The 26229-nt window shown below is 70.6% G+C and carries 26 protein-coding genes; 7 read left to right on the top strand and 19 right to left on the bottom strand.

What is annotated here, in order from left to right; all coding sequences use genetic code 11:
• Positions 1-57 precede the first annotated feature (57 nt).
• On the bottom strand, positions 58-612 hold the full coding sequence (locus tag ABD366_RS14460) for an acyl-CoA thioesterase (RefSeq protein WP_324771585.1): 555 nt from the start codon (positions 610-612) through the stop codon (positions 58-60).
• 107 nt (positions 613-719) lie between these two features.
• Between ABD366_RS14460 and ABD366_RS14455 the strand changes: the two genes are divergently transcribed.
• On the top strand, positions 720-1988 hold the full coding sequence (locus tag ABD366_RS14455) for an LCP family protein (protein WP_324771584.1): 1269 nt from the start codon (positions 720-722) through the stop codon (positions 1986-1988).
• Positions 1989-2000: 12 nt separating this feature from the next.
• On the opposite strand, the gene ABD366_RS14450 is transcribed toward ABD366_RS14455, so the two are convergent.
• Together ABD366_RS14450 and ABD366_RS14440 are read right to left on the bottom strand one after the other, a co-directional pair.
• Entirely contained in the window at positions 2001-2708 is a 708-nt protein-coding gene (locus ABD366_RS14450) for a hypothetical protein (protein ID WP_324771583.1), read from the bottom strand.
• 476 nt (positions 2709-3184) lie between these two features.
• On the bottom strand, positions 3185-4366 hold the full coding sequence (locus ABD366_RS14440) for an acyl-CoA dehydrogenase family protein (protein ID WP_324771582.1): 1182 nt from the start codon (positions 4364-4366) through the stop codon (positions 3185-3187).
• Positions 4367-4544: 178 nt separating this feature from the next.
• On the opposite strand from ABD366_RS14440, the gene ABD366_RS14435 reads away from it, so the two are divergent.
• Complete coding sequence (locus ABD366_RS14435) at positions 4545-5870, top strand: UDP-glucose dehydrogenase family protein (protein WP_324771581.1); 1326 nt, start codon at positions 4545-4547, stop codon at positions 5868-5870.
• Positions 5871-5971: 101 nt separating this feature from the next.
• Here ABD366_RS14435 and ABD366_RS14430 read toward each other — a convergent pair whose 3' ends face one another.
• Positions 5972-6478, bottom strand: coding sequence for a CGNR zinc finger domain-containing protein (locus ABD366_RS14430; protein ID WP_324771580.1), 507 nt, complete (start codon positions 6476-6478; stop codon positions 5972-5974).
• A gap of 84 nt (positions 6479-6562) precedes the next feature.
• On the opposite strand from ABD366_RS14430, the gene ABD366_RS14425 reads away from it, so the two are divergent.
• Entirely contained in the window at positions 6563-6928 is a 366-nt protein-coding gene (locus ABD366_RS14425; protein WP_324771579.1) for a VOC family protein, read from the top strand.
• 22 nt (positions 6929-6950) lie between these two features.
• Here ABD366_RS14425 and ABD366_RS14420 read toward each other — a convergent pair whose 3' ends face one another.
• The 4 genes from ABD366_RS14420 to ABD366_RS14405 form a co-directional block, all read right to left on the bottom strand.
• Positions 6951-8081, bottom strand: a complete 1131-nt coding sequence (locus tag ABD366_RS14420) for a membrane dipeptidase (protein ID WP_324771578.1) — start codon at positions 8079-8081, stop codon at positions 6951-6953.
• Positions 8082-8201: 120 nt separating this feature from the next.
• Positions 8202-9389 carry a dipeptidase gene (locus tag ABD366_RS14415; RefSeq protein ID WP_324771577.1) on the bottom strand — a complete coding sequence of 396 codons (1188 nt, stop codon included), beginning with the start codon at positions 9387-9389 and terminating at the stop codon, positions 8202-8204.
• Between the two features lie 17 nt (positions 9390-9406).
• Complete coding sequence (gene purE / locus ABD366_RS14410) at positions 9407-9949, bottom strand: 5-(carboxyamino)imidazole ribonucleotide mutase (RefSeq protein ID WP_324771576.1); 543 nt, start codon at positions 9947-9949, stop codon at positions 9407-9409.
• The gene (locus ABD366_RS14405; protein WP_411293783.1) at positions 9946-11064 is read right to left on the bottom strand and encodes a 5-(carboxyamino)imidazole ribonucleotide synthase; all 1119 of its coding nucleotides are present in this window, start codon (positions 11062-11064) and stop codon (positions 9946-9948) included. The genes purE and ABD366_RS14405 overlap by 4 nt, the downstream gene beginning before the upstream one ends.
• A 193-nt stretch (positions 11065-11257) precedes the next feature.
• On the opposite strand from ABD366_RS14405, the gene ABD366_RS14400 reads away from it, so the two are divergent.
• Entirely contained in the window at positions 11258-11815 is a 558-nt protein-coding gene (locus ABD366_RS14400; protein ID WP_324771574.1) for a GtrA family protein, read from the top strand.
• 38 nt (positions 11816-11853) lie between these two features.
• Here ABD366_RS14400 and ABD366_RS14395 read toward each other — a convergent pair whose 3' ends face one another.
• Together ABD366_RS14395 and ABD366_RS14390 are read right to left on the bottom strand one after the other, a co-directional pair.
• Entirely contained in the window at positions 11854-13131 is a 1278-nt protein-coding gene (locus ABD366_RS14395; protein WP_324771573.1) for an ATP-binding protein, read from the bottom strand.
• 163 nt (positions 13132-13294) lie between these two features.
• The gene (locus ABD366_RS14390) at positions 13295-13972 is read right to left on the bottom strand and encodes a response regulator transcription factor (protein ID WP_324771572.1); all 678 of its coding nucleotides are present in this window, start codon (positions 13970-13972) and stop codon (positions 13295-13297) included.
• A gap of 520 nt (positions 13973-14492) precedes the next feature.
• On the opposite strand from ABD366_RS14390, the gene ABD366_RS14385 reads away from it, so the two are divergent.
• A complete protein-coding gene (locus ABD366_RS14385; protein ID WP_324771571.1) occupies positions 14493-15992 on the top strand; it encodes a peptide MFS transporter in 1500 nt (499 codons plus the stop codon).
• A 93-nt stretch (positions 15993-16085) separates the two neighbouring features.
• Here ABD366_RS14385 and ABD366_RS14380 read toward each other — a convergent pair whose 3' ends face one another.
• The 7 genes from ABD366_RS14380 to ABD366_RS14350 all read right to left on the bottom strand — a co-directional run bounded on the left by ABD366_RS14380 (position 16086) and on the right by ABD366_RS14350 (position 21970).
• Positions 16086-16274 carry a hypothetical protein gene (locus ABD366_RS14380; RefSeq protein ID WP_324771570.1) on the bottom strand — a complete coding sequence of 63 codons (189 nt, stop codon included), beginning with the start codon at positions 16272-16274 and terminating at the stop codon, positions 16086-16088.
• A 196-nt stretch (positions 16275-16470) separates the two neighbouring features.
• A complete protein-coding gene (locus tag ABD366_RS14375; RefSeq protein WP_324771569.1) occupies positions 16471-17844 on the bottom strand; it encodes a hypothetical protein in 1374 nt (457 codons plus the stop codon).
• Positions 17841-18989 (bottom strand): hypothetical protein, encoded by a 1149-nt coding sequence (locus tag ABD366_RS14370; RefSeq protein ID WP_324771568.1) that lies wholly within the window; start codon positions 18987-18989, stop codon positions 17841-17843. The genes ABD366_RS14375 and ABD366_RS14370 overlap by 4 nt, the downstream gene beginning before the upstream one ends.
• Entirely contained in the window at positions 18986-19681 is a 696-nt protein-coding gene (locus ABD366_RS14365; RefSeq protein WP_324771567.1) for a COG1470 family protein, read from the bottom strand. The genes ABD366_RS14370 and ABD366_RS14365 overlap by 4 nt, the downstream gene beginning before the upstream one ends.
• Positions 19682-20054: 373 nt before the next feature.
• Positions 20055-20795 carry an LPXTG cell wall anchor domain-containing protein gene (locus ABD366_RS14360; RefSeq protein WP_324771566.1) on the bottom strand — a complete coding sequence of 247 codons (741 nt, stop codon included), beginning with the start codon at positions 20793-20795 and terminating at the stop codon, positions 20055-20057.
• 128 nt (positions 20796-20923) lie between these two features.
• Complete coding sequence (locus tag ABD366_RS14355) at positions 20924-21403, bottom strand: ATP-binding protein (protein ID WP_324771565.1); 480 nt, start codon at positions 21401-21403, stop codon at positions 20924-20926.
• 195 nt (positions 21404-21598) lie between these two features.
• Entirely contained in the window at positions 21599-21970 is a 372-nt protein-coding gene (locus ABD366_RS14350) for an STAS domain-containing protein (RefSeq protein ID WP_324771564.1), read from the bottom strand.
• Between the two features lie 252 nt (positions 21971-22222).
• Here ABD366_RS14350 and ABD366_RS14345 point away from each other — a divergent pair, with 252 nt between their 5' ends.
• Positions 22223-23122 carry an RNA polymerase sigma factor SigF gene (locus ABD366_RS14345; RefSeq protein ID WP_324771563.1) on the top strand — a complete coding sequence of 300 codons (900 nt, stop codon included), beginning with the start codon at positions 22223-22225 and terminating at the stop codon, positions 23120-23122.
• Positions 23123-23242: 120 nt separating this feature from the next.
• Here ABD366_RS14345 and ABD366_RS14340 read toward each other — a convergent pair whose 3' ends face one another.
• Positions 23243-24094, bottom strand: a complete 852-nt coding sequence (locus ABD366_RS14340) for a helix-turn-helix transcriptional regulator (protein WP_324771562.1) — start codon at positions 24092-24094, stop codon at positions 23243-23245.
• 86 nt (positions 24095-24180) lie between these two features.
• On the opposite strand from ABD366_RS14340, the gene ABD366_RS14335 reads away from it, so the two are divergent.
• Entirely contained in the window at positions 24181-24987 is an 807-nt protein-coding gene (locus tag ABD366_RS14335) for an SDR family NAD(P)-dependent oxidoreductase (RefSeq protein ID WP_324771561.1), read from the top strand.
• Between the two features lie 15 nt (positions 24988-25002).
• Here the strand turns inward: ABD366_RS14335 and hutI are convergent, their stop codons facing one another.
• On the bottom strand, positions 25003-26172 hold the full coding sequence (gene hutI, locus ABD366_RS14330; RefSeq protein ID WP_324771560.1) for an imidazolonepropionase: 1170 nt from the start codon (positions 26170-26172) through the stop codon (positions 25003-25005).
• Positions 26173-26229 lie beyond the last annotated feature (57 nt).

Here is a 26229-nt window from a genome sequence, read left to right as displayed (position 1 = left end):
GGGGGGGGGCCGGGACGTGAGCGGAGGGGCTGGGACGTGAGCGGCGGGGCCGGGGTGTCAGGCGGAAGGGCCGGGGTTCGGGCTCAGGGGTTGGGCTCGTAGTTCCTTGATGGCTCTGCGGCGGGCCAGGCGGTGTTGGCGGCGGATCTGGGCCTCCTGGTAGCGGCGGCGGTCGCGGTCGGTCTCCGGGATGACCGGGGGGACCGTGCGGGGCTTGCCGTCGGCGTCGACCGCAGCGAAGACCAGGTACGCGGAGCCGACCTGCTGGGCGGGCGTCGACTCGTTCCAGCGTTCGGCCAGGACCCGGACGCCTACCTCCATCGAGGTCCGGCCGACCCAGTTGACCTGGGCTTTCACATGCACGAGGTCGCCCACGCGGACCGGCTCCAGGAACGCCATCTCGTCCATGGACGCCGTCACGGCCGGGCCGCCCGAGTGCCGGCCGGCCACCGCGCCCGCCGCGTCGTCCACGAGTTTCATGATCACACCGCCGTGCACCGTACCGAGGAGGTTGGTGTCGTTGTGCGTCATGATGTGCGACAACGTCGTGCGGGAAGCTGCGGTCGGCTTGCCCGGAATGTCGGATTCCGCGCCGTGGGCCTGGTCTGTCATGCCGCCTACCCTATGCGCGGCCGGATTGTGTCAGCTCTGCAACAGCCATGGCCCGATTTCCCGACCGCTCTTGTAAGGCACACAGGCGTGCACGGCAAACTGGTTCCATGAGCGATTGGCCCGAGGGGCGGAGCGACCGGCAGGGCGGCGGCGGCCGTGGCGGCTACGGCCGTGGCAGCGCGAACGCACGCCCTGAAGGCGCGCGTGTCATGCCACATGTGCAGCGCCCCGTCCCGCAGCAGCAGCCCGGCTACGACAACGACGCGTACGAGCCGTCCTACGACAGCGGCTACAACACGGGGCAGGTCTACGGGCAGCCCAGCCGCGCCGGCGGTGGAGACGGGGGCGGTGACGGTTACGGGCCGCCCGGCGGGCGTCCCGCGCGCCCGGCGCCGAACTGGCGCAAGCGCATCAAGTGGACGGCGATCACCGTGGTCACCGTGGTCGTGGTGACGAGCGTCTCCACGTACTTCTGGGCCGACTCCAAGCTCCACCGGGACGTCGACCTGTCCAAGGTCATCGAGCGGCCCGAGGCGGGCGACGGCACCAACTACCTGATCGTCGGCACCGACAGCCGCGAGGGCATGTCCGACGAGCAGAAGAAGGAGCTGCACACCGGCTCCGCCGAGGGCAAGCGCACGGACACGATGATGATCCTGCACGTCGGGGGCAACGGGGACACTCTTGTCTCGCTGCCGCGTGACTCGAACGTCACGATCCCGAGCTTCAAGGGCGCCGAGTCCGGCAAGCTCTACCCCGGTACGGGCCGCCAGGTGAAGCTGAACGCCGCCTACGCGGAGGACGGGCCCGAGCTGCTTGTGCGCACCGTCGAGTCCAACACCGGGCTGCACATCGACCACTACGCGGAGATCGGCTTCGGCGGGTTCGCGAGCATCGTGGATGCGGTCGGCGGCGTGGAGATGAACCTGAAGGAAGGGTTCAAGGACAAGTGGTCCGGCGCCGACTTCAAGGCCGGCAAGCAGACCCTGAGCGGCCAGCAGGCCCTCGCCTTCGTCCGTACGCGCCATGCCTTCGCCGCGTCCGACCTTCAGCGCACCAAGAACCAGCAGGCGTTCCTCGCGGCCCTCGCCCACAAGGTGGCGTCGCCGTCGACGGTCATGAACCCGTTCAAGCTCTACCCGACGCTCGGTGCGGGCCTGGACTCGCTCGTCGTCGACAAGGACATGAGCCTGTGGAACCTGGCCTCCATGTTCATGGCGATGAAGTCGGTGTCCGGCGGCGACGGTGACGGCAAGTCCATGAACATGCCGACGAGCGGTTCGGTCGGCGGCAACCTGGTGTGGGACAAGACCAAGGTGAAGCAGCTCGTCGATCAGTTCAACAACGACGAGAAGGTCACCGTCTCCGGCAACTGACCTCTGGGGCCGTCACCCGTTCCCGTAGTCCTCGACGTAAGTGGCGATGAGGGCGAGGAGGGCGTCGGCCCTGTTCCGGTCCTCCTGTTGGGCAAGCAGGGCCTCGTCGGCGCCCCTGAGCCGGGCCACGGCGGCGGGCTCGCCGTCCACAAGGTCGTCGACCACCGGCTGCGTGACGAGGTCCAGGCACTCGCTGAGCAGCCGACGGGTGGCGGGCGCGGGCGGCCCGGGATCGGGATCGCGGTACGGGCTGGTCAGGTACCGCGCCGGGTCGGTGATGCTCCAGCCGACGACGGTGCCGTGCTGGACGAGAAGTGCCACGTCCGGTGCGATCCCGATGCGGGCCTCCAATGGCTCGTCGAGGACGTCGAGGTCGCGCAGGCAGGTGAGCACGGTGTCCCCCGGGCCACGGCAGAGGTCCTCGGTAACCTCCAGGCGGAAGTCCCGCGCCTCGTCCGCGCGCAGGCCGCCCGGACGGACGAGGGGCAGGTCCGGGACGCGGGCGCATTCCTCGGGGTCGGCGCTCTCGTGGGGCAACTGGAACTGCACACCGACCAGTTGTCGGTCGGCCGGGTCGAACTTCGCCTCGTCGGGCGCGTCCCACAGCCAGTCCTGGCTGCCGAAAGTGTCCAGCTGGAACTGTTCCTGCTCCCTGACGTCCCCGTACGGCGCGACGCGCACGCGCTGCCCCGCGAAATCAAAGCGCGGGGTGAGGGGCAAAGGTTCTCCCGTCACCGTCGCGGTCCAGTTGTCATCAAGGGTGAGTTTCACAGTGGATGCCGCCTCATCGAATCCGTTCGGCCGGAGCCACGAAGCCGTTCCAGCCCGGATCGCCTGGCCGAGCGGGTCGCGCTTGAAGAAGACAGTGCCGCCCAACGCGTCGGTGCGCGCGGCCGGTTGGCCACCACATCGTCGACGATGCGGGCGCCCAGCAGCGCCGCGTAGTCCATGGGTCGATCGCGACCTGTGCGCAGCTCCGCGAACCGGGCGAGTGCCGCCTCGTCCGTGAATCCGCACACCCACCGCACCCCACCCGACCGCGCCGACCAGAGTCCGCTTCCGGACATCGGGATCAGCAGAACCGACGTCCAAGGTGTCGGGTGAGGTTCCCGGGGCGGCCGGTGCCCGCCCCTCACACACACGCACGCCCCCGTCGGCATGGGCAGGGGCGTGCGTGCTCGTTCGACGGGTGCGGGTTACGGCAGGTTGCGGGCCATGACGATGCGCTGGACCTGGTTCGTGCCCTCGTAGATCTGGGTGATCTTCGCGTCGCGCATCATGCGCTCGACCGGGTAGTCGCGGGTGTAGCCGTAGCCGCCGAGGAGCTGGACGGCGTCCGTGGTGACCTCCATGGCGACGTCCGAGGCGAAGCACTTGGCCGCGGCGCCCTGGAAGGTGAGGTCCCCCTCTCGACCTCCGGCGGCGACGCGCTCGGACTTGGCGGCCGCCGCGTACGTGAGCTGGCGGGCGGCCTCGATCTTCATCGCCATGTCGGCGAGCATGAACTGGATGCCCTGGAAGTCGGCGATCGCCTTGCCGAACTGCTTGCGCTCCTGGACGTAGCCCTTGGCGTAGTCGAGGGCGCCCTGCGCGACACCGAGCGCCTGCGCGGCGATCGTGATGCGGGTGTGGTCGAGGGTCTTCATCGCCGTGGCGAAGCCGGTGCCCTCCTCGCCGATCATGCGGTCGGCGGGGATGCGGACGTTGTCGAAGTAGACCTCGCGGGTCGGCGAGCCCTTGATGCCGAGCTTCTTCTCCGGGGCGCCGAAGGAGACACCCGGATCCGACTTCTCGACGACGAAGGCGCTGATGCCCTTCGAGCGCTTGTCCGGGTCGGTGACGGCCATGACCGTGTAGTACTCGGAGACGCCCGCGTTGGTGATCCAGCGCTTCACGCCGTTCAGCACCCAGAAGTCGCCGTCGCGCACGGCACGCGTCTTCATGCCGGCCGCGTCCGAACCGGCGTCCGGCTCGCTGAGCGCGTACGAGAACATCGCGTCGCCCTTGGCAAGCGGGCCCAGGTACTTCTTCTTCAGCTCCTCGGAGCCGGAGAGGATGACGGGCAGCGAGCCCAGCTTGTTCACGGCCGGGATCAGGGAGGACGAGACGCAGGCGCGGGCGACCTCCTCGATCACGATGACCGTGGCGAGCGCGTCGGCGCCGGAGCCGCCGTACTCCTCGGGTACGTGCACGGCGTGCAGGTCGGAGGCGACGAGGGCGTCGAGCGCCTCTTGCGGGAAGCGGGCCTCCTCGTCGACCGCGGCGGCGTGCGGCGCGATCTTCGTCTCGGCCAGCGCGCGGATGGCCTCGCGGAGCATGTCGTGCTCCTCGGACGGGCGGTACAGGTCGAACTCCGGGGTGGAAGCCGATCCGGCCAAGGTGACTCACGCTCCAAGCGATGCTAATTACCGTTAAGTAACCCGAATTTTAGATCTCGCCGCACGCCAGGGATACGTGAGCTGTGCGACAGCGGGAAAGTTGCCCGCTGAGGGCCGTGCGCATGCCCCGGATATGCTCGTCCGGCGCACGCAGCACCGACCCCTCTGGAGCCCCCTTATGGCCCTCAAGATCACCGTGATCGGTACCGGCTACCTCGGTGCCACACATGCCGCGGCCATGGCCGAGCTCGGTTTCGAGGTGCTCGGCCTGGACGTCGTGCCCGAGAAGATCGAGATGCTCACGCGGGGCGAGGTCCCGATGTACGAGCCCGGTCTCGAGGAGTTGCTGCGCAAGCACGTCGCCGGGATCGAGGGCTCCACCGGGCGGCTGCGCTTCACGATGGACTTCGCCGAGGCCGCGGCCTTCGGCGACGTGCACTTCGTGTGTGTGAACACGCCGCAGAAGCACGGCGAGTACGCGTGCGACATGAGCTACGTGGACTCCGCCTTCTCCTCCCTCGCCCCGCACGTACAGCCGGGCGCGCTCGTCGTCGGCAAGTCGACCGTGCCGGTCGGCTCCGCGCAGCGGCTCGCCGCGCTGCTGCCCGAGGGCGTGGAGCTGGCGTGGAACCCGGAGTTCCTGCGCGAGGGCTTCGCCGTCAACGACACGCTGCACCCGGACCGCATCGTGATCGGCGTCGGCAGCGAGCGTGCCGAGAAGCTGCTGCGGGACGTGTACGCGACGCCGCTCGGCGAGGGCACACCGCTCGTGGTGACGGACTTCCCCACGGCCGAGCTGGTCAAGACGGCGGCGAACTCCTTCCTGGCCACCAAGATCTCCTTCATCAACGCGATGGCCGAGGTCTGCGAGGCCGCGGGCGGCGACGTCGCGAAGCTGGCCGAGGCGATCGGCTATGACGACCGGATCGGGCACAAGTTCCTGCGGGCCGGGATCGGGTTCGGCGGCGGCTGTCTGCCGAAGGACATCCGGGCGTTCATGGCGCGCGCCGGTGAGCTCGGCGCCGACCAGGCGCTGACCTTCCTGCGCGAGATCGACTCCGTCAACATGCGGCGGCGCGGGGCGATGGTGGAGATGGCCCGCGAGGCGCTCGGCGGCGGCGCGTTCCTGGGCAAGCGGGTCGCCGTGCTCGGCGCCGCGTTCAAGCCGGACTCCGACGACGTACGGGACTCGCCCGCGCTGAACGTGGCCGGGCAGATCCACCTCCAGGGCGGCCAGGTCACCGTGTACGACCCGAAGGGCATGGCGAACGCGCGGCGGCTCTTCCCGACGCTCGGGTACGCGGACTCCGCCCTCGAGGCGGTGCGGGGTGCGGATGTCGTGCTGCATCTGACGGAGTGGCGGGAGTTCCGGGAGCTGGACCCGGCGGAGCTCGGCGCTGTCGCTTCGGCGCGGGTGATGTTGGACGGGCGCAATGCGTTGGACGCTGCCGCTTGGCGGGAGGCCGGGTGGTCTTATCGGGCAATGGGGCGGCCCTCCGCGTAGGGATACGACCTCACGCTCTCGTCTGCCCTGTGCTGTCCGAGCGCGACCGGCCGTGCGTCGTGGCTGGTCGCGCAGTTCCCCGCGCCCCTGAAGGCGCGGCCCTACTTCGCTCGGTAGCGGCGCATTTTTGCCCGGGCTCCGCAGACCGCCATGGAGCACCAGCGGCCTCGGCCTGCCGGGCTGCGGTCGTAGAAGGCCCATCGGCAGTCCTCGGCCTCGCACGCCTTGAGGCGGGTCCAGGTACCGGCTGCCGTGGCTTCGGCGATGGCCGCCGCGACCCGGGAGAGCAGCGACGCGTCGTCGTGCAGCGGGACCAGGGCCGCCGAGCCGTCGCGGTCGTCGACCAGTACCCGCAGCGGGGCCTTCGCGAGCAGTTCGCCGAGCGGGGTCACCGCGCGGTGCGGCGGGTGGCCCGCGTGGGCCAGGCACGTCGCGCGCAGGGACTCGCGCAGTTCGCGCGCGTCGTCGACCCCGTCCGCCGTGATGCCGAAGCGCTCACGGACCTTCGCGGAGCCCAGCGTGTCGGCGCCCGTCGTGATGTCTTGCAACGTGTTCACCAGGGCCTCGATCAGGGCCAGGCCGCCCGGTGCCGACGCACGCTCATTCATGGTTGCGACGTTACCTGTTGTACGGCACCATGCGGTAACGGCGTTACCGGTAGAAGCCCTATAGGGGTAACTCAAGGAGAAACCATGGCCATCGCCAAGCTCGATGTCGTCGCCCTGGACTGTCCGGAACCGCGTGTGCTCGCCGATTTCTACGCGGCGGTTCTCGGCGGCACCGTCGCCCACACCGAGGAGGACGGTGACTGGCTCGTCCTGAAGGTGCCGGGCGGGCAGCTGGCGTTCCAGAGGTCGCCCGGGTACGTGCCGCCCGTCTGGCCCTCGACCGACCACGGGCAGCAGTTCCACCTGGACCTGACCGTCGAGGACCTGGACAAGGGGGAGAAGGAGGTCCTCGCGCTCGGTGCGACGGTCCTCGACAACGAGGACCGCTCCCGTTCCTGGCGGGTCTACGCCGACCCGGTCGGGCACCCGTTCTGCCTCTGCGCCGGCTGAGCCGGGCCGCGGCCGGGGGCCGTCAGTACGTCGCCGTCGACGGGCCCCGGCGCCGCCGCGCGGCCCGCGCGGTGAACTCGGTGCCGCGCAGCACCCGTTGGGCGTTGCCCCAGGTGAGCAGCGCGAGGTCCGTCTCGGGCCAGCCGCGGTCGGCGAGCTCCGCGATCAGCGCCGGGTAGCCGGCGGGGTCGGCGAGCCCTTCGGGGTGCGCGTCCCCGGTGTCGAACATCCCGGAGAGCCCGACCGTCTCGGGGCCCGCGACACGGCGTACGTGGTCCAGATGGTCCGCCACGTCGCGCAGGGCGGGCCCTGTCCGGTCCGCCGAGCAGGGCACCAGGCACAGGCCGCGGCCCTCGCGGAGCGCCACCAGGAGCTCGTCGGAGGCGTTGTCCGGGTGGCTGTTGAGGGCGCGGGCGCCGGAGCGCGTGAGGATCGCCGGGGCCTTGGAGATGTCCAGGACGCGGGCGGCGGTCGCCGGGTGCGCGCCGGTGAGGTCGATGAGCATGCCGAGCCGGTTCAGCTCCCGGACCATCTCTTCGCCGAAGCGCGTCAGGCCGGTGTCCTGCGGCGCCCACTGCGCGCCGCGCAGCGAGAGGATGCGCAGCCCCAGTGCGTGCAGACCGCGCAGGGTGCCGAGCGAGTCGCCCGCGGCGGCGGCCGGGGCCGGGCCGATGAGGACGGCGATCCGGCCGTGCGCGCGGGCGTCCGCGGTCTCCGAGGCGGAGCGGGCCAGGCGCAGACCCTCCGGGTAGCGGGCCACGACGTGGTTGACGAGGTCGATCTGTTCCAGCGCCGAGGTGACCGGCCGGTCGGCGGTGACGTCCAGCGCCCACAGCTGGGCGCCGGCCCCGCCCGCGTGCAGCCGCGGCAGATCGGTCTCGACGGCGCACTCGCCCAGTTCGAGGTCGAACCAGGACAGCCTGCGCAGGATGCCGGGCAGACCGCAGTAGCCGTCCGCCACCGGATGGCGGGCGAGCAGGCCGCGGACCGATACCGGAGCGGGTTCGTCGGCCTGCGATTCCGGTTCGTCGACGAGCAGAGCCACTTCGTCGACGTGCGGATCGGCACCGTCGAGGGGCGCGACCGGGGCGGACGGGCGGTCGAGGTCGCCCACTTCCGTAGTGGCGTTCAGTTCGTCCTGCAGGTCTGCCATGACAGGGCTCCGGCCAGAAATGGTGGGGACAGGCGTTGCCCCACCGTGGCACGCGGACGGATCCCCTACGCGGCGAGCGGCTCCGTTAGAGGGAGCTGGTGCGCCGAACGAGGCAGGCGCTCAGCCGTCCAACTGCTCCAGTGTCGCGTTCGACGGGCCGCGCTTCGCCTGGAGGTCCCGCGCCACGTCCTCCGCGTCGCCCAGGACCCGCACCGCGTTGCTCCAGGTGAGCTTCGCGAGGTCGGCCCTGGACCAGCCGCGGGTGAGGAGCTCGGCGATCAGGTTCGGGTAGCCGGAGACGTCGTCGAGGCCGTCCGGGGTGAACGCCGTGCCGTCGTAGTCGCCGCCGATGCCGAGGTGGTCGACGCCCGCGACCTCGCGCATGTGGTCGAGGTGGTCGGCGACCGTCGAGACGGTGGCGACCGGGCGCGGCGTGGCCTCCTCGAAGGCGCGGTGCAGCTTCATCGCCTCGGGCGAGGAGTCGAGGTGGTGGAAGCCGTGCGCGCGCAGGTTGTCGTCGGCGGCGGCGGTCCAGTCGACGGCGGCCTGGAGGACGAACTTCGGCACGAACGTCACCATCGCCACTCCCCCGTTGCCGGGGAGCCGCTCCAGGACGTCGTCCGGGATGTTGCGCGGGTGGTCGCAGACGGCACGGGCCGAGGAGTGCGAGAAGATCACCGGCGCCGTCGACGTGTCGAGGGCGGCGCGCATCGTCGAGGCTGCCACGTGCGACAGGTCGACGAGCATGCCCTCGCGGTTCATCTCCCGGACGACCTCGCGGCCGAACGCGGAGAGGCCGCCGACGCCCGGCTCGTCCGTCGCCGAGTCCGCCCACGCGATGTTGTCGTTGTGGGTGAGCGTCATGTAGCGCACACCGAGCGCGTACAGCGCCCGCAGCGTGGCCAGGGAGTTGTTGATCGAGTGGCCGCCCTCGGCGCCCTTGAGCGAGGCGATACGGCCTTCCGCGCGGGCCGCTTCCATGTCGACGGCGGTCAGGGCGGCCCGCAAGTCGTCCGGGTAGCGCGCGATCAGCTGGTCGACGCAGTCGATCTGTTCGAGGGTGGCGCTGACCGCCGCGTCCCCGGTCAGGTCGGTGCGTACGTACACCGACCAGAACTGGGCGCCGACACCGCCGGAGCGCAGCCGGGCCAGGTCCGTGTGCAGGTGGGCGCTCTGGTCGGCGGCGATGTCGCGTGCGTCGATGTCGTACGTGACCTGCTCGCGCAGCGCCCACGGCAGGTCGTTGTGCCCGTCGACGACGGGGAACTCGGTGAGTATCTCCCGGGCCCGCGTCAGTGCGTCCGTCATACCGCTCGTCCCCCCGCTCACTTGCCGAAGCCGAAACCGGCGCCGGCGCTCTCGACCTTGTTCCGCAGCCGCTTGCCCTTCTCGGTGGCCTGGTCGTTCAGCTCCTGCTGGAACTCCCGCATCCGGCCGAGCAGTTCCTCGTCGTGCGCGGCGAGCATGCGCGCGGCGAGCAGCCCCGCGTTGCGCGCGCCGCCGACCGAGACGGTGGCGACCGGGACGCCTGCGGGCATCTGCACGATGGAGAGCAGCGAGTCCATGCCGTCGAGGTACTTCAGCGGTACGGGCACGCCGATGACCGGCAGCGGCGTCACCGAGGCGAGCATGCCGGGCAGGTGGGCGGCGCCGCCCGCGCCCGCGATGATCGCCTTCAGGCCGCGCTCGGCGGCGTGCTCCCCGTAGGAGATCATCTCGTGCGGCATGCGGTGCGCGGAGACGACGTCGACCTCGTAGGGGATCTCGAACTCGGCGAGGGCCTTCGCCGCCGCCTCCATGACGGGCCAGTCGGAGTCCGACCCCATGACGATGCCGACGACGGGACCGGACTGGCTCGCGGCGCTCATTCGGTGATCGTGCCCTTCAGGTATCCGGCTGCGTGACGGGCGCGGTCGAGGACCTCGTCCAGGTCGTCGCCGTAGGTGTTGACGTGGCCGACCTTGCGGCCGGGCTTCACGTCCTTGCCGTACATGTGGATCTTGAGCTGCGGGTCGCGGGCCATGCAGTGCAGGTACGCGCTGTACATGTCCGGGTAGTCGCCGCCCAGGACGTTCGCCATGACCGTCCACTTCGCGCGCGGGCGCGGGTCGCCGAGCGGCAGGTCGAGGACGGCGCGGACGTGGTTGGCGAACTGCGAGGTGATCGCGCCGTCCTGCGTCCAGTGGCCGGAGTTGTGCGGGCGCATCGCCAGTTCGTTGACGAGGATGCGGCCGTCGGGGGTCTCGAAGAGTTCGACGGCGAGGTGGCCGACGACGTCGAGCTCCTTGGCGACGCGCAGCGCCAGTTCCTGGGCCTCGCCCGCGAGGGCTTCGTCCAGGTCGGGCGCCGGGGCGATCACCGTGTCGCACACGCCGTCGACCTGCTGGGACTCGACGACGGGGTAGGCGACGGCCTGGCCGTGCGGCGAGCGCACGACGTTGGCCGCGAGCTCCCGTACGAAGCCGACCTTCTCCTCGGCCAGGACCGGCACGCCCGCCTTGAACGGCTCGGTCGCGTCCGCCTCGGAGCGCACGACCCACACGCCCTTGCCGTCGTAGCCGCCGCGCACCGTCTTGAGGACGACGGGGAAACCATCGCCCTCAGCGGCGAACGCGGCGACGTCCGCCGCGTCGCGCACGATGCGGTGGCGGGGACACGGCACGCCGAGCGCGGTGAGCTTCGCGCGCATCTCGCCCTTGTCCTGGGCGTAGAGCAGCGCGTGCGGACCGGGGCGCACGGGGATGCCGTCCGCCTCCAGGGCCCGCAGGTGCTCGGTCGGCACGTGTTCGTGATCGAAGGTGATCACGTCACAGCCGCGCGCGAACTCACGCAGCGTGTCCAGGTCGCGATAGTCGCCTACGACGACTTCGCCGACGACCTGCGCCGCGGAATCCAGTGGGGTGTCACTGAGGAGCTTGAACTTGATGCCGAGCGGGATGCCTGCCTCGTGTGTCATACGAGCGAGCTGGCCGCCGCCGACCATGCCGACTACCGGGAACGTCACGCCCCCAGGGTATCGGCCGTTCGACCGGCACCCGCACGGCGCCTGTCTTGTAGGAACGTCCACAGACGCTGTCCACAGGCGCCTTCGGGAGTGCGTGGTTAGCATGGCTGAGTCGGTTCTCACGGGCCGCGCGACCACATTCACGGGGACGACGGGGGCTGAGGCGACCACTATGAAGGCGACCACCGGCCGACGATCCGGTACGGAGAACAGCGGTCCGGGCCGTATCGGGGCCCTGCGGCTGCGCTTCGACGCCCTGGCCCGCGAGATCGCCAAGTTCGGTGTCGTCGGCGCGCTGGGCGTCCTCGTGAACTTCGGCGTCTTCAACCTGATGCGGCACGGCACGGACCTCCAGGTCGTGCGGGCCAGCGTGATCGCGACCGTCGTCGCCATCGTCTTCAACTACGTGGGGTTCCGGTACTTCACCTACCGCGACCGCGACAAGAGCGGACGTGCGAAGGAACTCACACTGTTCCTCCTGTTCAGCGTCGTCGGCCTGGTGATCGAGAACGGTGTCCTGTACGTGGCGACGTACGCCTTCCACTGGGACAGCCAGCTGCAGAGCAACATCTTCAAGTTCCTCGGCATGGGCCTCGCGACCCTGTTCCGCTTCTGGTCGTACCGGACCTGGGTCTTCAAGGCGCTGCCCGCCCGGGAGACCGTGGCCCGTGCGGAATCGTTCCTGGACGAGTCGGACGCGCCGCCGCCCGTGCACCGAGTGAAGCCGTAGGGTCCTGCCCGGTCAGGGCCCGGTCAGGGCCCGGCCGGTCAGCGGATCGTGCCGGCGTCCTCGTCCTTCGCGGACTTCTTCAGCGGCGTCCGCGACAGGAACAGGCCGAATACCGGCGGGGCCGCCTGGAGCATTTCGAGGCGGCCGCCGTCGGCCTCCGCGAGGTCGCGGGCGACGGCGAGGCCGATGCCCGTCGAGTTGCGGCCGCTGATGGTCCGCTCGAAGATCCGCGAACCCAGCTCGGGCGGGACGCCCGGCCCCTCGTCCGTGACCTCGATCACCGCCTGGTTGCCGGTGACACGGGTGCGCAGGGCCACGGTGCCGCCCCCGTGCATCAGCGAGTTCTCAATCAGCGCGGCGAGGACCTGGGCGACCGCGCCCGGCGTGCCGACCGCAGTGAGATGCCGCTTGCCGGAGGAGACGATGGCGCGGCCCGCGCTGCGGTAGGCCGGACGCCACTCCTCCAGCTGCTGCTTGATGACCTCGTCCAGGTCGAAGGTGACGGCCGAACCGGTGCGCGGGTCACGGGAGTTGGTGAGCAGCCGCTCGACGACGTCGGTGAGCCGCTCGACCTGCGCGAGCGCGATCGTCGCCTCTTCCTTCACCTCGGCCAGGTCGTCGGTCATGGTGATCTCCTCGAGCCGCATCGAGAGCGCGGTGAGAGGCGTACGCAGCTGGTGCGAGGCGTCGGCGGCGAGGCGCCGCTCGGCGGTCAGCATGCGGGCGATGCGCTCGGCGGAGCCGTCGAGGACATCGGCGACGCGGTCCAGCTCGGGGACGCCGTAGCGCTTGTGCCGCGGGCGCGGGTCGCCGGAGCCGAGGCGCTCCGCGGTGGAGGCCAGGTCGGTGAGCGGGGAGGCGAGGCGGTTGGCCTGGCGGACGGCGAGCAGTACGGCGGCGACGACCGCGAGCAGCGCCACGCCCGCGATGATCAGCAGGGTCCGGCCGACCTCGCGGGTGACCGCGGAGCGGGGCTCCTCGACGGTGACCTTCTCGCCGCGCTCGCCGACGGCGGTGTACGTGATGACGTCGCCGTCGGGTTTGCCGCCGAGCTCGATGGGGCCGCGGCCGGGAATGTCGACGACCGCGTAACGGTCCTCGATGGCGACCTGGTCGGCGAGGATGCCGCCGTTGACCTGCTCGCCGCTGAGCAGTCGGCTGTCCACGATGGAGGCGAGGCGGACCGCCTCCGATTCGACGCGGTCCTGGGCGCTGTTGCTGATGGTGCGGGTCTCCACGATGACCAGGCTGACGCCGAATACGGCGATCACTACCAGGACCACGGCGAGGGTGGAGTTGATTAGTCGGCGGCGCATGCTTTTAGTGTCCCGGATCCGGGCTCGGCGCCTATGTCACCGTCACGGGGCGCCGCCCCGGACCCCGCTCCTCAAGCGCCGGAGGGGCTGAAGATGGCCTACCGCCGCAGGGGCTGAGGACGGCCGACCGCCGGAGGGGCTGAGAATGGCGGGCTGAAACGGGTCAGCTCTTCTCGAATCTGAAGCCGACTCCTCGTACCGTCGCGATGTACCTGGGGTTCGCCGCGTCGTCGCCCAGTTTTTTGCGGAGCCAGGAGATGTGCATGTCCAGCGTCTTGGTGGAGGACCACCAGGTCGTGTCCCACACCTCGCGCATCAGCTGGTCGCGCGTGACGACCCGGCCCGCGTCGCGTACGAGGACCCGCAGCAGGTCGAACTCCTTCGCCGTGAGCTGCAGTTCCTCGTCGCCCATCCAGGCGCGGTGCGACTCGACGTCGATGCGCACGCCGTGCGTGGCCGGGGTCTCCTTGGGCTCGGCGGAGCCGCGCCGCAGCAGGGCCCGGACGCGGGCGAGCAGTTCGGCCAGGCGGAACGGCTTGGTGACGTAGTCGTCGGCGCCGGCGTCGAGGCCGACGACCGTGTCCACCTCGTCGGCGCGCGCGGTGAGGATCAGGATCGGCACCGTGTGCCCCTCGGCGCGCAGCCGGCGGGCGACTTCGAGGCCGTCCATCCCGGGCAGGCCCAGGTCGAGGACGACGAGGTCGATGCTTCCCTGCAGTCCGGCGTCGACGGCCGTGGGGCCGTCCTCCCGGACTTCGACCTCGTAACCCTCCCGGCGCAGGGCGCGAGCCAGCGGCTCCGAGATGGACGCGTCGTCCTCGGCGAGCAGTACACGGGTCATGGAGTGATGGTAGTCCGCACCGGAGGACGCCTGTGGGGTGATCCGCCAGAGCGCCCGGCCGGACCGAGCGGAAGCTCTGCCTCCGGGTTCGCGTCCTGCGGCTGTGGGGTGCGATCCTTGGTAACTCCTTCGAATCAGCGCGACGGTTCCACGAAGGCCTGTGATCCATCTCTCAAGTCCTTCCATATGCGGCACTGTCGTGTCGTATGGTGACGGAACGCCTGATGCACTAATGGGGGACCTTAGGAGCGCACTGCGCACCGAAGGTCCCTTTCCTGTGTGAGCTGACCGCGGTCAGCGATGAAAGGAACGACCTGTGGCCGGGCCTCGCGTGTAAGGAAGCGCGCCGGGGTGTGGATCTCGGGTCCGCCGTACCGCGTCCCGTGCGACAACCTCGTACGGGCGATCCCCGTGGGCGTGGGGAGGACGGTAGGACTCCGGTGCCGGCCGACCCCCCACCCGGGCGCACGCTCCACCCCACAAAGGGAGCGGCGGCGTCCCGAGCGAGCAAGGAACCACCATGGCGTCCAGCCTGACGAAGGAAGCCACGGCGCCTGTCGCCGGCGGCAAGACCTTCCTTGGCCACCCCCTCGGCCTGGCCTTTCTGTTTCTGACGGAGATGTGGGAGCGCTACAGCTTCTACGGGATGCGGGCACTGCTCGTTCTGTACCTGTCGGCCGCTGTGATCGACGGCGGTCTCGGCCTCACGTTCGCGACCGCGACCGCGATCTACTCGGTCTACAACGCCATGGTGTACCTGCTCGCGCTGCCGGGCGGCTGGCTCGGCGACCGGGTCTGGGGCCCGCGCAAGACCACCGCGGTCGGCGGCGCGATCATCATGGTCGGCCACTTCACGCTGGCCCTGCCGTCGGCCGGGACGTTCTACGCCGGCCTGGCCCTCATCGCCATCGGCTCGGGTCTGCTCAAGGCCAACATCTCCACGATGGTCGGCCAGCTCTACCCGGACAAGAACGACCCGCGTCGTGACGGCGGCTTCTCGATCTTCTACATGGCGATCAACCTCGGTGCCTTCGTGGCGCCGCTGACGATCGGCACGGTCGGCCAGAAGGTCAACTGGCACCTCGGCTTCGCGATGGCGGGCGTGGGCATGGCCCTCGGCCTGATGTGCTTCGTCTTCGGCTTCCGTTTCCTGTCGTCCGAGTCCACCGTCGTCCCCTCTCCGATGTCCGCGGCCGAGAAGTCCGCGCTCTGGAAGAAGGCCGGCCTCTGGGCCGCTCTGGCCGTCGTGTTCTACGGCATCGTCGGTGGCGGCGGCTGGTTCACCGTGAACTGGATGCTGTGGCCGCTCACCGTCCTCGGTCTGGTGCTGCCGGTCTGGTACCTGGTCAAGATGAAGCGCGACCGCGAGCTGAGCAACACCGAGCAGTCCCGGGTCTCCGCGTACATCTGGTTCTTCATCGTGGCCGCCGTGTTCTGGGGCATCTACGACCAGACCGGTTCGACGCTGACGCTGTTCGCCAATGACCACACCGCGAACACCCTGTTCGGCTTCGAGTTCCCGTCGAGCTGGTTCCAGTCGCTGAACCCGCTGTACGTGATGGCGTTCGCGCCGGTCGCCGCGTGGGCGTGGATCGCGCTCAACAAGCGCGGCAAGGAGCCCAGCACCATCTCGAAGTTCGCCAACGGCGTCTTCCTGATCGGCCTGTCCTTCTTCGTGATGATGCTGGCCCAGGCGGCGGCCACCGGCGACACGAAGGTCACGCCGCTGTGGCTGTGCGCGGTCTACCTGATCCAGACCATCGGTGAGCTGACGCTCTCCCCGGTCGGCCTCTCGCTCACCACCAAGCTGGCGCCGCAGAAGTACAGCTCCCAGATGATGGGTGTGTGGTTCCTCGCCGTCACCGCGGGCGACTCCGTCATCGCGCTCCTCCAGCTGATCGGCGCCCCGACCGACAGCCAGTGGTGGTTCGCCTCGCAGGGTGCGATCGCGGTCCTCGCCGGTGTCGCGGTCTTCATGTTCCGCCGCAAGGTCAAGCCGCTGATGGGCGGCGTGCACTGACCGGATCCGCGCGGTCCGTCTGACAGCCGAAGGGGCCGGCCACACCGTGAGGTGTGACCGGCCCCTTCGGCTGTCCGCGCTGTGACAGAGGCTCTAGGCCTTGCAGTGCGTGTCGAACAGCCAGTGCGCCATGGAGCAGCCGAGCGCGTAACCGGTGCCGCCGCTCTGCCACTGGCCCGGGCTGTCCTCGCCATAGCCGGCCGCGCCGGCCGTGCCGGCCAGTCCGAACGTCAGTCCCGCCGTCAACAACGCGGCCACTCCGGCCTTCTGCAGCTTGCGCATCGCTGTTCCCCTTTGCCTTGCGCATACGTGTGGTCCCCCGCCGGGCACAGGCTCTGCCGTTCTCCCGTCGGGCCTGACGACATTCGCATACGCGCACGGTTTCAGGCAAGGGTGTTCGAGGAGTATTCGCAGGTCCAGAGCATGGATGCTCCGTTTCCAGAGTTGGCGATTCGCTCGTACCGCCTATGACAAGACGTCACCTTCCCCGTGCCGCGCGGCGCTTCGGCAGGAACGTGAAGACCGCTCCGCCCAGCAGGATCACCGTGCCGGCCACCAGGCCGAGGGCGCGCAGGGCGCCGTCGTTCGAGGCACCCGTCTCGGCGAGGCCCCCACCCGTGGCGTCGGAGCCGCCGGCGGAGTTGCCCGTCGAGCCGCCCGCGGAGCCGGAGCCCGAGCCGCCGGTCGCGCCGCCCTCCACCGCCGTCGTGTCGATCTCCAGGGAGACCTCCGTCTTGGTCGGCGTACAGGTGGTGGTCGTGCCAAGGGCCTTCACGGTGAGGACGCCCGGCGACAGGGTCGACTTGCCGTCGGCGCCCGGCTTGTACGTGCCCGTCAGGTCCGGGATCGTCATCGGGTCACCGGACTTGATGGGGTCCTTGTTGGTCGGGCCCTCCACGTTCACGGTGCCCTTGTCGGCGCCGCCCAGCTTGACCGCCATCGACGGTTTGACCGAGTCGGCCGGGATGTCGGCGGGGCTGTCCATCACGGACGCCCCGAACTTGACGGTCAGGGCGTAGTTCCCGCCGTCCTTCTTCGCGTTGATCTGCACCGGGGAGGTGGCGTTCTTGTCGCCGATGGGGGTCTTGCAGGCGTAGGGGATCGACACTTCCTTGCCGGTGAAGTCGGTCTTGCCGTCGCCACCGCCGGTGCTGCCACCCGCGCTGCCGCTGGTGCTGCCACCGGTACTGCCACCGGTACTGCCGCTGGTACTGCCACCGGTGCTGCCGCTGGTCGTGGTGCCGCCCGCTGTGGTGCCACCCGTGGCCGTGCCGCCCGCTGCCGTCCCGCCGGTGCTCGCGCCGCCGCCGTCCGTGACCTTGATGGTCACGGCGGGCTCGACCGTCTCCTTGGGCGTGCACTTGGTGTCGGTGGAGATCGGCTTGTTGACGTTGATGGTGTACGCGTCCGGGGTCAGCGTCACGTCCCCGGCCTTGGTCAGTTTCAGCTTGCCGGTCATGTCGGACAGCACCATCGGGCTGTTCTTCGGGATCGCCGGGTTCTTCCGCGGCCCTTCCATCTTGAGGTCGCCGGTCTGCGCGCCGCCCAGCTTCACCGTGCCGGTGGGCTGCACGGTGTCGGCGTCGAGGTCGAGGACGTCCGGGTTCTTCGAGGCGGCCTGGGTCGTCTTCCAGACCACGTCGATCTCGTCGCCGACCTTGGCGGTCGCCGGGGCCGTGATGTCGGCGACCGTGGTGCCCTCGACCGGGGGCAGCCCCGAGATGGCGGGCGGGATGCACTCCGTCTTGAAGGAGGACTCGGCCGCATGCGCCGGGGCGGCGGCCAGCCACAGGCCCGCTCCGGACAGGATCAGGGCGCAGCCGGCCGCACCGGCTCTCCGTTGCCTGCTCACGTGGTTCCTTTCGTCGTCTGGCTGTTGTCGGACGGTGCGGAGAGCTGACCGGCCGTGGGACCGCCCGGACCGGTGTCCGGGGTGAACCAGGGCAGGGTGTTCGTGGTGGACTCGGCAGGATCCGCGGGGCCCTGCCCGGGCGCGGACCGCGGCCGTACGGGACCGGGGGCGCCGGGTGCGCGCCGCGGGAGCCGGGCCCTCGGCAGGCGCTCGGTGGGTTCGGAGGGCCGCTGGGCGCCGCGGTGCCGTCCCTGTGCGTACCGGTCGCGCGGGCGCAGCCGGTCCACGACCGCCATGCCGATGCGGAAGACGGCGGCCGGGACGATGACGCAGAGCAGGATCCAGAAGAGCGTGACGCCCCAGGGGCGGCCGACGCCCCAGGGCTGTTCGGCCAGCACCTTGCCGCCGTACTTCAGCGAGACCAGGTAGCTGCCGTGGTCGCCGGCGCCCAGCTCGACGGGCAGCTCGATCCGCGCCTTGCGGCCGGGCTCGATGGTGCCGCGCCACTGCTGTTCCTCGTAGGCGGGCGCGAACACGCCGTGGGAGGTGCCGAGGTGGAAGACGGGGTCCCTGACCGGGGCCGGGCCGACGTTGCCCACGGTGAAGGTGAACGTCCGTGCGGGCGGGGCGCCGAACCATGTGAGGAGGCCGCTCGATCCGTCGAGCCGGGTGTCGGTGACCATGGACAGCTGCCCGTTGCCGGACTCGGCGGGCAGGGCCTTCACCGGGTGACCGGCGACCTTGAGCGCGGCGTCCTTCTGCGCCTTCGCGCTGCCGGTCACGGTCGCCACGTGGACGACGCACGGGCAGGGCGCGGGCGGTTCGACGACCGGGAGCTTCTTCTCGAACGTCCCGCGGGCGTCGGTGGTGACGGCTCGCCCGCCCGCGTTGGCGCAGGAGTTGGTGCCGCCGATGACGCCGCGGGCGGGGCTCGACCGGCCGCAGATCAGCATCATCAGCAGCGTCCTCGGACGCCAGCCGGCGCCCTTGACGGTGACCGAACCCCCGGTGCCCGCCTGGGACTTGGAGAGGGTGACGGTGGGGTCGTCGGCGGCCGCGGACCACGGTGCCGTACTCGCGAGGAGCGCGGCGAGCAGGGCGAGGACGGTCAGCAGGCGCGTGGCCGGTGCGCTGCGGCGGTTCATGGCGCACTCCTTGGGTTGCCGGTGCCTTGCCGCCCACGAGACAGACGTCGACGGCGTACGAGGAAGAGGGCGGCGCAGCCGGTGCCCGCGAGCGTGGCGAGGGCTCCGGCGAGCGGTCCCCAGGGCACGAACCGGGCCGTCGCCGTCGCCGTGTCCCGCGCGCCGCCGTCCGCGGTGACGGTCACCCGTACGTCGACGGCGTCGAGCGCGGGGGCGTCGTGCCAGGGCTCGGTGAGGCTGACCCGGCGGCCGGGCAGCAGCTCCACCGGCAGGGTGCGCGCTCTCCTGTCCAGGACACTGCCGAGGAGGCCGTCGGCTTTGACCGCGAGGCGGGGCGTGAGCGTCGTGTTGCCACGGTTCACGACGTCGTACGCGATCCGGTCCCCGGCGACGATCCGTACGTGCTCGACGGTGAGCGCCGAGAGGGTGGGTCCGCTGACCCGCAGGTGCACGCTGACCCCGGACGTGCGGCCGGCTCCGGACGCCACGATCGCGCCGGGGTGGTCACCCGGGGTCGCGCCCGCCGGCACGGTGACCGTGAACGGGACCTCGGCGCGGGTGCGGGCCGGGACCTTCACGGACTTCTCGGCGAACGTGATCCAGGCACCGGTGTCCTTGGCCTGCCTACGGCCCGCGTCGGCGCCGCGCAGGGTGATCCGCACGGGCTCGGCGCCCGGATTGGTGACGGCCACGTTGTCCTCCAGAACGGTGCCGGGGGCGCCCTCCGCGTAGATGTACGGCCGCCCGCCCCGAGCCTCGGCCCCCGCGGAGGGCGCAACCGTCCACGAGGCAGAAGCGGCAACCCCCTGCCCACCCCCACCGCCACCCGCAATGAGCAGCACAGCCCCCAAAATCAAGCCCCTCCGGCGCTTGAGGAGCGCGGTCCGGGGCAGAACCGGGGGCAGGGCCCGGAGCAGAGCCCCGCAACCTCCCCCGATCAAGCCCCTCCGGCGCTTGAGGAGCGGGGTCCGGGGCGGAGCCCCGTGGCCTGCACGCCAGCGGGCCCGAACTCTCCAGGGCGAGTGCAACGTCATCGTGGTTGCTCGCGCAAGTTCCCCGCGCCCCTCAGCGGGGCGCCCCCTGATGCCGCCGGGTCAGCCACAACACCCCACCCGCTCCGGCCAGGAGAACCGTTCCGCCCAGCGTGCCGAGCGCAATCGCCGAGTCCTCCGACCCGGTCTGCGGAAGCTGGCTGTCCCCCGACGGGCCCGACCGGGACCCACCCGAGCCACCGGCCCCGCCCGCACCCGCACCCTTCACGTCCAGTTCCAGCGACGGCTTCGGACTGTTGCCCGGCGTACACGTCGTCGTCGTACCCAGCGCCTTGATGGTGAGGACCCCGGCCGTGAACGTCACCTTCCCGCTCTTCTTCGGCGTGTACGTACCGGACAGGTCGCTGATCTTGATGGGGCTGTTGGCGGGGATGGCCTCTGAGTTGGCCGGCCCCGAGACCGCGAGGCTGCCGCTCTCCGCGCCGCCCAGCTTGATCACCGCGCTGGGATTCATCGCACCCTTGCCGAGCTCGACCGGGCTGGAGGAGACGCCCTTCTGGAAGGACATCGTGATCTTGTAGCCGCTGCCGCTCTCGACGCTCTTCATGTCGATCGGGGAGACGGCACTCTTGTCGCCGATCGGCGTTTTGCACTTGTAGTTGACGTCTTGGACCGTGGCGTGCGCTGCGGGGGCGGCCATCAGCACCGCCGAGCCGGCCAGTGCCGCGCTGAGCGCGAACGCGGCGGTTCGTTTCTGGTACGTCCGGTACGACACCTCGAGATCCCTTCGAGCCGACGGTTGCTGACGGTTCATCAGATGCGGGTGGCTCAAGGTACGCCCGGGGCCTTACCGAGGGAAGACAAAGAGCACGCCGGATCGAAGACGATCCGGCGTGCTCTGAACAGCGTGAAAAAAGGGGCCGTGGCCGGCCCGGCGAAGGCTCAGGCGGGGCTGCCCAGCTCCGCCCATACGGTCTTGCCCGCGACTCCGGGCGTGCGCACGACCCCCCAGTCCAGGCAGAGGCGCTGGACGATGAACATGCCGTGGCCGCCGGGGCGTCCCGCCCGGTGCGGGGTGCGCGGCTCGGGCTGACCGGCGCCGTGGTCGGCGACCTCGATGCGCAGCACCTTGTTGTCGAGGGAGACGGTCAGCATGTCCGGGCCCTCGGCATGCAGGCAGGCATTGGTGACCAGCTCGGAGACGACGAGCAGCACGTCCTCCGCGGCGGCACGGCGGTCCGCGCTCGGCGCCGGCAGCCACCCCCACTCGTGCAGCGCGTCACGGGAGAAGTCGCGGGCCAGCGGCACGATGCCGCTCGCCCCCGCGAGGCTCAGCGTGCGGACCTGACGGCCCCCGGGAGCCGGGACATCGCCGGACTCGGGGCCGTGGTCGCCCGGCGAGTAAGGCCGGGTGGCACTCATCAGCACTTCACCTCACCGATTTACCAATACAGCTTCAGGACTCAGGGTTGCAGGGGCGGTCGGGTGTCTCCTGCCCGGCCGAACGACGAGAACACCCATCGATTCGGTGCGGACCCTGTGACGCTGATAACGCCTCGATCACGTAGAGACAACTGGAGCGTAACTTCTACGGCCCGGGGGCAGGGGGTCATCCGCTCACTCCGCGGCGAGCGCCGCTGCCAGGGATTCGTGCACGGTGAAGACGGCCTCCGCGCCGGTGATCTCGAAGACCCGGGCCACCACCGGCAGCATCCCGGCCAGATGGACTCCGCCGCCCGCGGCCTCGGCCTTGAGGCGGGCTCCGAGCAGCACATTCAGACCCGTCGAGTCGCAGAACTCCAGGCCCGCGCAGTCCACCACCAGCCGGGAACACCCGCCGACCAGGCATTCTTCGAGGGGTTCGCGCAGCAGATCGGCGGTGTGGTGATCGAGCTCACCCACCGGAGTCACGACGGCGCTGGCGCCCTCTTGCCGCACCTCGACCAGAAGCCGGCCCCGATGCGCGCTGCCGACTGTCCCGCGGTCCATGACGTCTCTCTCTCGCTGCCTTCGACGTGCCGATTGACGCCCTCGAACACTACGCCTTCTCTACACCTCTTGGCACCCGAACAACCCCTAAGAATCGGACATTTAGGGACATAGCGCACTTGCGGCCCGGTGAGGAAAGCGGGTAGGCCTAGTAAGGACAGAAAACGAACTCGCGGGCTTTGGAGGCGCCGCACTCCCGACAGTGCACGTATTGGCATCGGCAGCCATATGCCGAGAACGATGGAGGACATCATGTCACCCCGGCTCGACGAATCGCGTACTGACCAGGCGACGTCGACAACCCCACCGGAACGCCACTCCGACCAAGAGTCCGACGCTCTGGAAGGACTTGACGGGCTCCCCGAGATCCCGCCGTTCGCCGAGGTGGGAGCGCTCGACGCCCGCGCCCTCTCCAAGACGCTCTTCGAGCGCCTTGAGTCCCTCGAAGAGGGCACCCACGAATACTCCTACGTCCGTAACACGCTGGTGGAACTGAACCTCGCCCTGGTGAAGTTCGCAGCCTCCCGGTTCCGCTCCCGCAGCGAGCCGATGGAGGACATCATCCAGGTCGGGACCATCGGCCTGATCAAGGCGATCGACCGCTTCGAGCTGAGCCGTGGCGTCGAGTTCCCCACCTTCGCGATGCCAACCATCGTCGGTGAGATCAAGCGCTTCTTCCGCGACACGTCCTGGTCGGTACGGGTGCCCCGGCGCCTCCAGGAACTCCGTCTCGACCTCGCCAAGGCGGGCGACGAGCTCGCCCAGCAGCTCGACCGGGCCCCCACGGTGGCCGAGCTCGCCGAGCGCCTGGGCCTGTCGAACGACGAGGTGGTGGAGGGCATGGCGGCGTCGAACGCGTACACCGCCAGCTCGCTCGACGCCCAGCCCGAGGAGGACGACTCCGAGGGTGCGCTCGCGGACCGCATCGGCTACGAGGACGTCGGCCTGGAGGGCATCGAGTACATCGAGTCCCTGAAGCCGCTGATCGCCGAACTCCCGCCGCGCGACCGCAAGATCCTCTCGCTGCGGTTCGTCGCCAACATGACTCAGTCCGAGATCGGTGACGAGCTGGGCATCTCGCAGATGCACGTGTCGCGGCTCCTGTCCCGCACCCTCGTCAAGCTCCGCAAGGGGCTGACGGTCGAGGAGTGAGTCCCCAAGGCTTCGAAGGGCCCGCCGGTTGTCGCTGACGACAACGGACGGGCCCTTCCCTTTTCCTGACCGGCTCTCCTGACCGGCTCTCCTGACCGACGCCAGTCTTCGTGACCGACGTCAGCCCGGTACGTCCATGCGCTGCGTGCCGATGACCGACAGCAGGCGCAGGGCCTCCTCCGACGGTGAGCCCGGTGCGGCGGTGTAGATGACCACCCGCTGGTCGCGGTCCGTGATGTCGAGGATGTCGCAGTTCACCGCGACGGGGCCGACCGCGGGGTGCTCGAAGGTCTTGCAGAGGGTGGGGCGCGCGGTCACCTCGTGGTCGGCCCACAGGCGGGCGAACTCCTCGCTGCCGTCGAGCAGTTCGGCGACCAGGGACCGCACCTCCGGGTCCTCGGGGTAGCGGGCCGCCGTGGCCCGCAGGTGATGGACCGCCGTCCTGCTGAACTCCTCCGCGTCCGAGACCCCGTACAGCCGCCCGCCGTCCTGGTACGGGCCCAGGAACGCCCGCCGTACGAGGTTGCGGTCCCTGCGGCCCAGGACGGAGAAGTCCTCCATCAGAGCGGCGGCCAGCGCGTTCCAGGCGATGATCTCGTACGTCGCCGACATCACCAGGGCCGCCGACACCGGGAGCCTGTCCAGCAGGTCGACGATGCTCTGCCGCACCTCGCGCGAGGGACCCGGCCGCGGTCCCGGCGGCGTACCGGCCAGGTGGTGCAGGTGATCGCGCTCCGTGTCCGAGAGGCGCAGCGCGCGGGCGAGCTGCGCGAGGACCTCGCGGGACGGGTGCGGGGCGCGGGCCTGCTCCAGGCGCGTGTAGTACTCCGTCGAGATGTACGCGAGCTGCGCCACCTCCTCGCGGCGCAGCCCCGGCGTGCGGCGGCGCGGCCCCACGGGGAGGCCGATGTCGGCGGGTGCGAGGCGCTCACGCCTGTTGCGCAGGAAGTCGGCCAGTTCGCGTCGGTTCACCGGCCCAGTGTGCGCGCGGGCCCGGCGCTCAGCCAGGTACCGCCGGTGCCTGGATCGGCTCGGCGGCCGGGCCCAGGCTCATCGGCATGGACACCAACACATCGACCCCCGCCGCCACCACCTCCGCCTCCGCCTCCGGCCTGCTCGCCGGCAAGGTGGCCTTCGTCAGCGGTGCCGGCCGCGGCATCGGCGCGGCGTCCGCCCGGCTCTTCGCCGCGGAGGGGGCCCGGGTGCTGCTCGCGGCACGGACGGAGAGCCAGCTGAAGAAGGTCGTCGCGGAGATCCGGGAGGCGGGCGGCACCGCCGACCACGTCGTGTGCGATCTCGCCGACGGTGACAGCGTCCGGGGCGCAGTCCAGCGGGCCGTGGAGCTGTACGGGCGCCTGGACGTCGCCTTCAACAACGGTGCCACGGGGCAGCGGCCCGGCCCGATGGACCAGCTCTCCGAGGCCGACTTCGACGACGTGTACACGGTGAATCTCAAGGGCCCGTGGCTCGCGATGACCGCCCAGGTCGCCGCCATCCGCGCCACCGCCGGGCGCGGCGCCATCGTCAACACCTCCAGTGTCGGCAGCCTGCTCGCCAACCCGGCGCTGCCCGCGTACGGCGCGGCGAAGCGGGCGGTCAACAGCCTCACCGCCTCGGCCGCGGTCACGTACGGCCCGGAGAACATCCGCGTCAACGCCGTCGCGCCCGGCACCACCCTCACGGAGATGATGCGCGAGTGGGACGACAGGTCTCCCGGCATCATCGACCACCTCAACTCCCAGACACCGCTGGGCCGCGCCGCCGCTCCGGACGAGATCGCCCAGGCCGCCGCGTGGCTCCTGAGCGACCGCGCCTCGTACGTCACCGGCACGGTCCTGCGGGTGGACGGGGGGATGTGGGCCTGAGCCGTGGCCCCGGGTTCAGCTGACGCGGGCGCCCCGGCGCCACACCTCGCTGACCAGCGGGACCCCCGGCCGGTACGCCAGGTGTACGTGGCTGGGGGCGTCCAGGAAGGCCAGGTCGGCGCGGGCCCCGGGTGCGAGGTGGCCCACGTCCGTGCGGCGGAGCGCCTTCGCGCCGCCCGCCGTGGCGGACCAGAGGGCCTCGTCCGGGGTCATGCCCATGTCCCGTACGGCCAGGGCGATGCAGAACGGGACCGACGACGTGAAGGACGAGCCCGGGTTGCAGTCCGTGGAGAGGGCGACCGTGGCGCCCGCGTCCAGGATGCGGCGGGCGTCCGGCCACTCGGCGCGGGTGGAGAACTCGGCGCCGGGGAGCAGGGTCGCCACCGTGTCGCTGTGGGCCAGGGCGTCGATGTCGTCGTCCGTCAGGTGCGTGCAGTGGTCCGCGCTCGCCGCGTCCAGTTCCACGGCCAGCTGGACTCCGGGGCCGTACGAGAGCTGGTTGGCGTGGATGCGGGGGTGCAGACCCTTCGCCTTGCCCGCTGTCAGGATCGCGCGGGCCTGGTCGCCGTCGAAGGCGCCCTTCTCGCAGAACACGTCGATCCAGCGGGCGTGCGGGGCGCAGGCGTCCAGCATCTCGCCGGTGACCAGGTCCACGTACGCGGCCGGGTCGTCGGCGAGGTCCGGGGAGACGATGTGCGCGCCGAGGTACGTGACCTCGTCGGTGTGGGCCGCCGCGATGCGCAGGGCGCGTTCCTCGTCGGCGGTCGTCAGGCCGTAGCCGGATTTGGTCTCGAAGGTCGTGGTGCCCTGGCGGAGCGCTTCCGCGAGGTAGTGGGTGAGGTTGGCTTCGAGGGCCTCGTCCGTCGCGGCGCGGGTGGCGGCCACCGTGGTGCGGATGCCTCCGGCGGAGTAGCTGCGGCCCTCCATGCGGGCGTTGAACTCGGCCGTGCGGTCGCCCGCGAAGACCAGGTGGGAGTGGCTGTCGACGAAGCCGGGGATCACTGTGCGGCCGGCCGCGTCGTGCGTCTTGTCCGTCGCCGGGACGTTCTTTGCCGGGCCCGCCCAGGCGATGGTGGAGCCGTCCAGCACCAGTGCGGCGTCTTTGATCTGGCCCAAGGGGCCCTCGCCCAGCTCGGGGTTGTTGGTGACGAGCGTGCCGATGTTGGTGATTGCCGTGGTGGTCATGGTTCCTCTCCGTCGCCGAGTGCGGGTCGATCGCCTGAACGGCTCGTCCTCAATCGC

Source organism: Streptomyces kunmingensis, assembly GCF_039533535.1.
Classification (GTDB): Bacteria; Actinomycetota; Actinomycetes; order Streptomycetales; family Streptomycetaceae; genus Streptomyces; species Streptomyces kunmingensis.
Note: the sequence above shows the minus strand (reverse complement) of the source record. Positions and strands in the feature narration are given on the sequence as shown.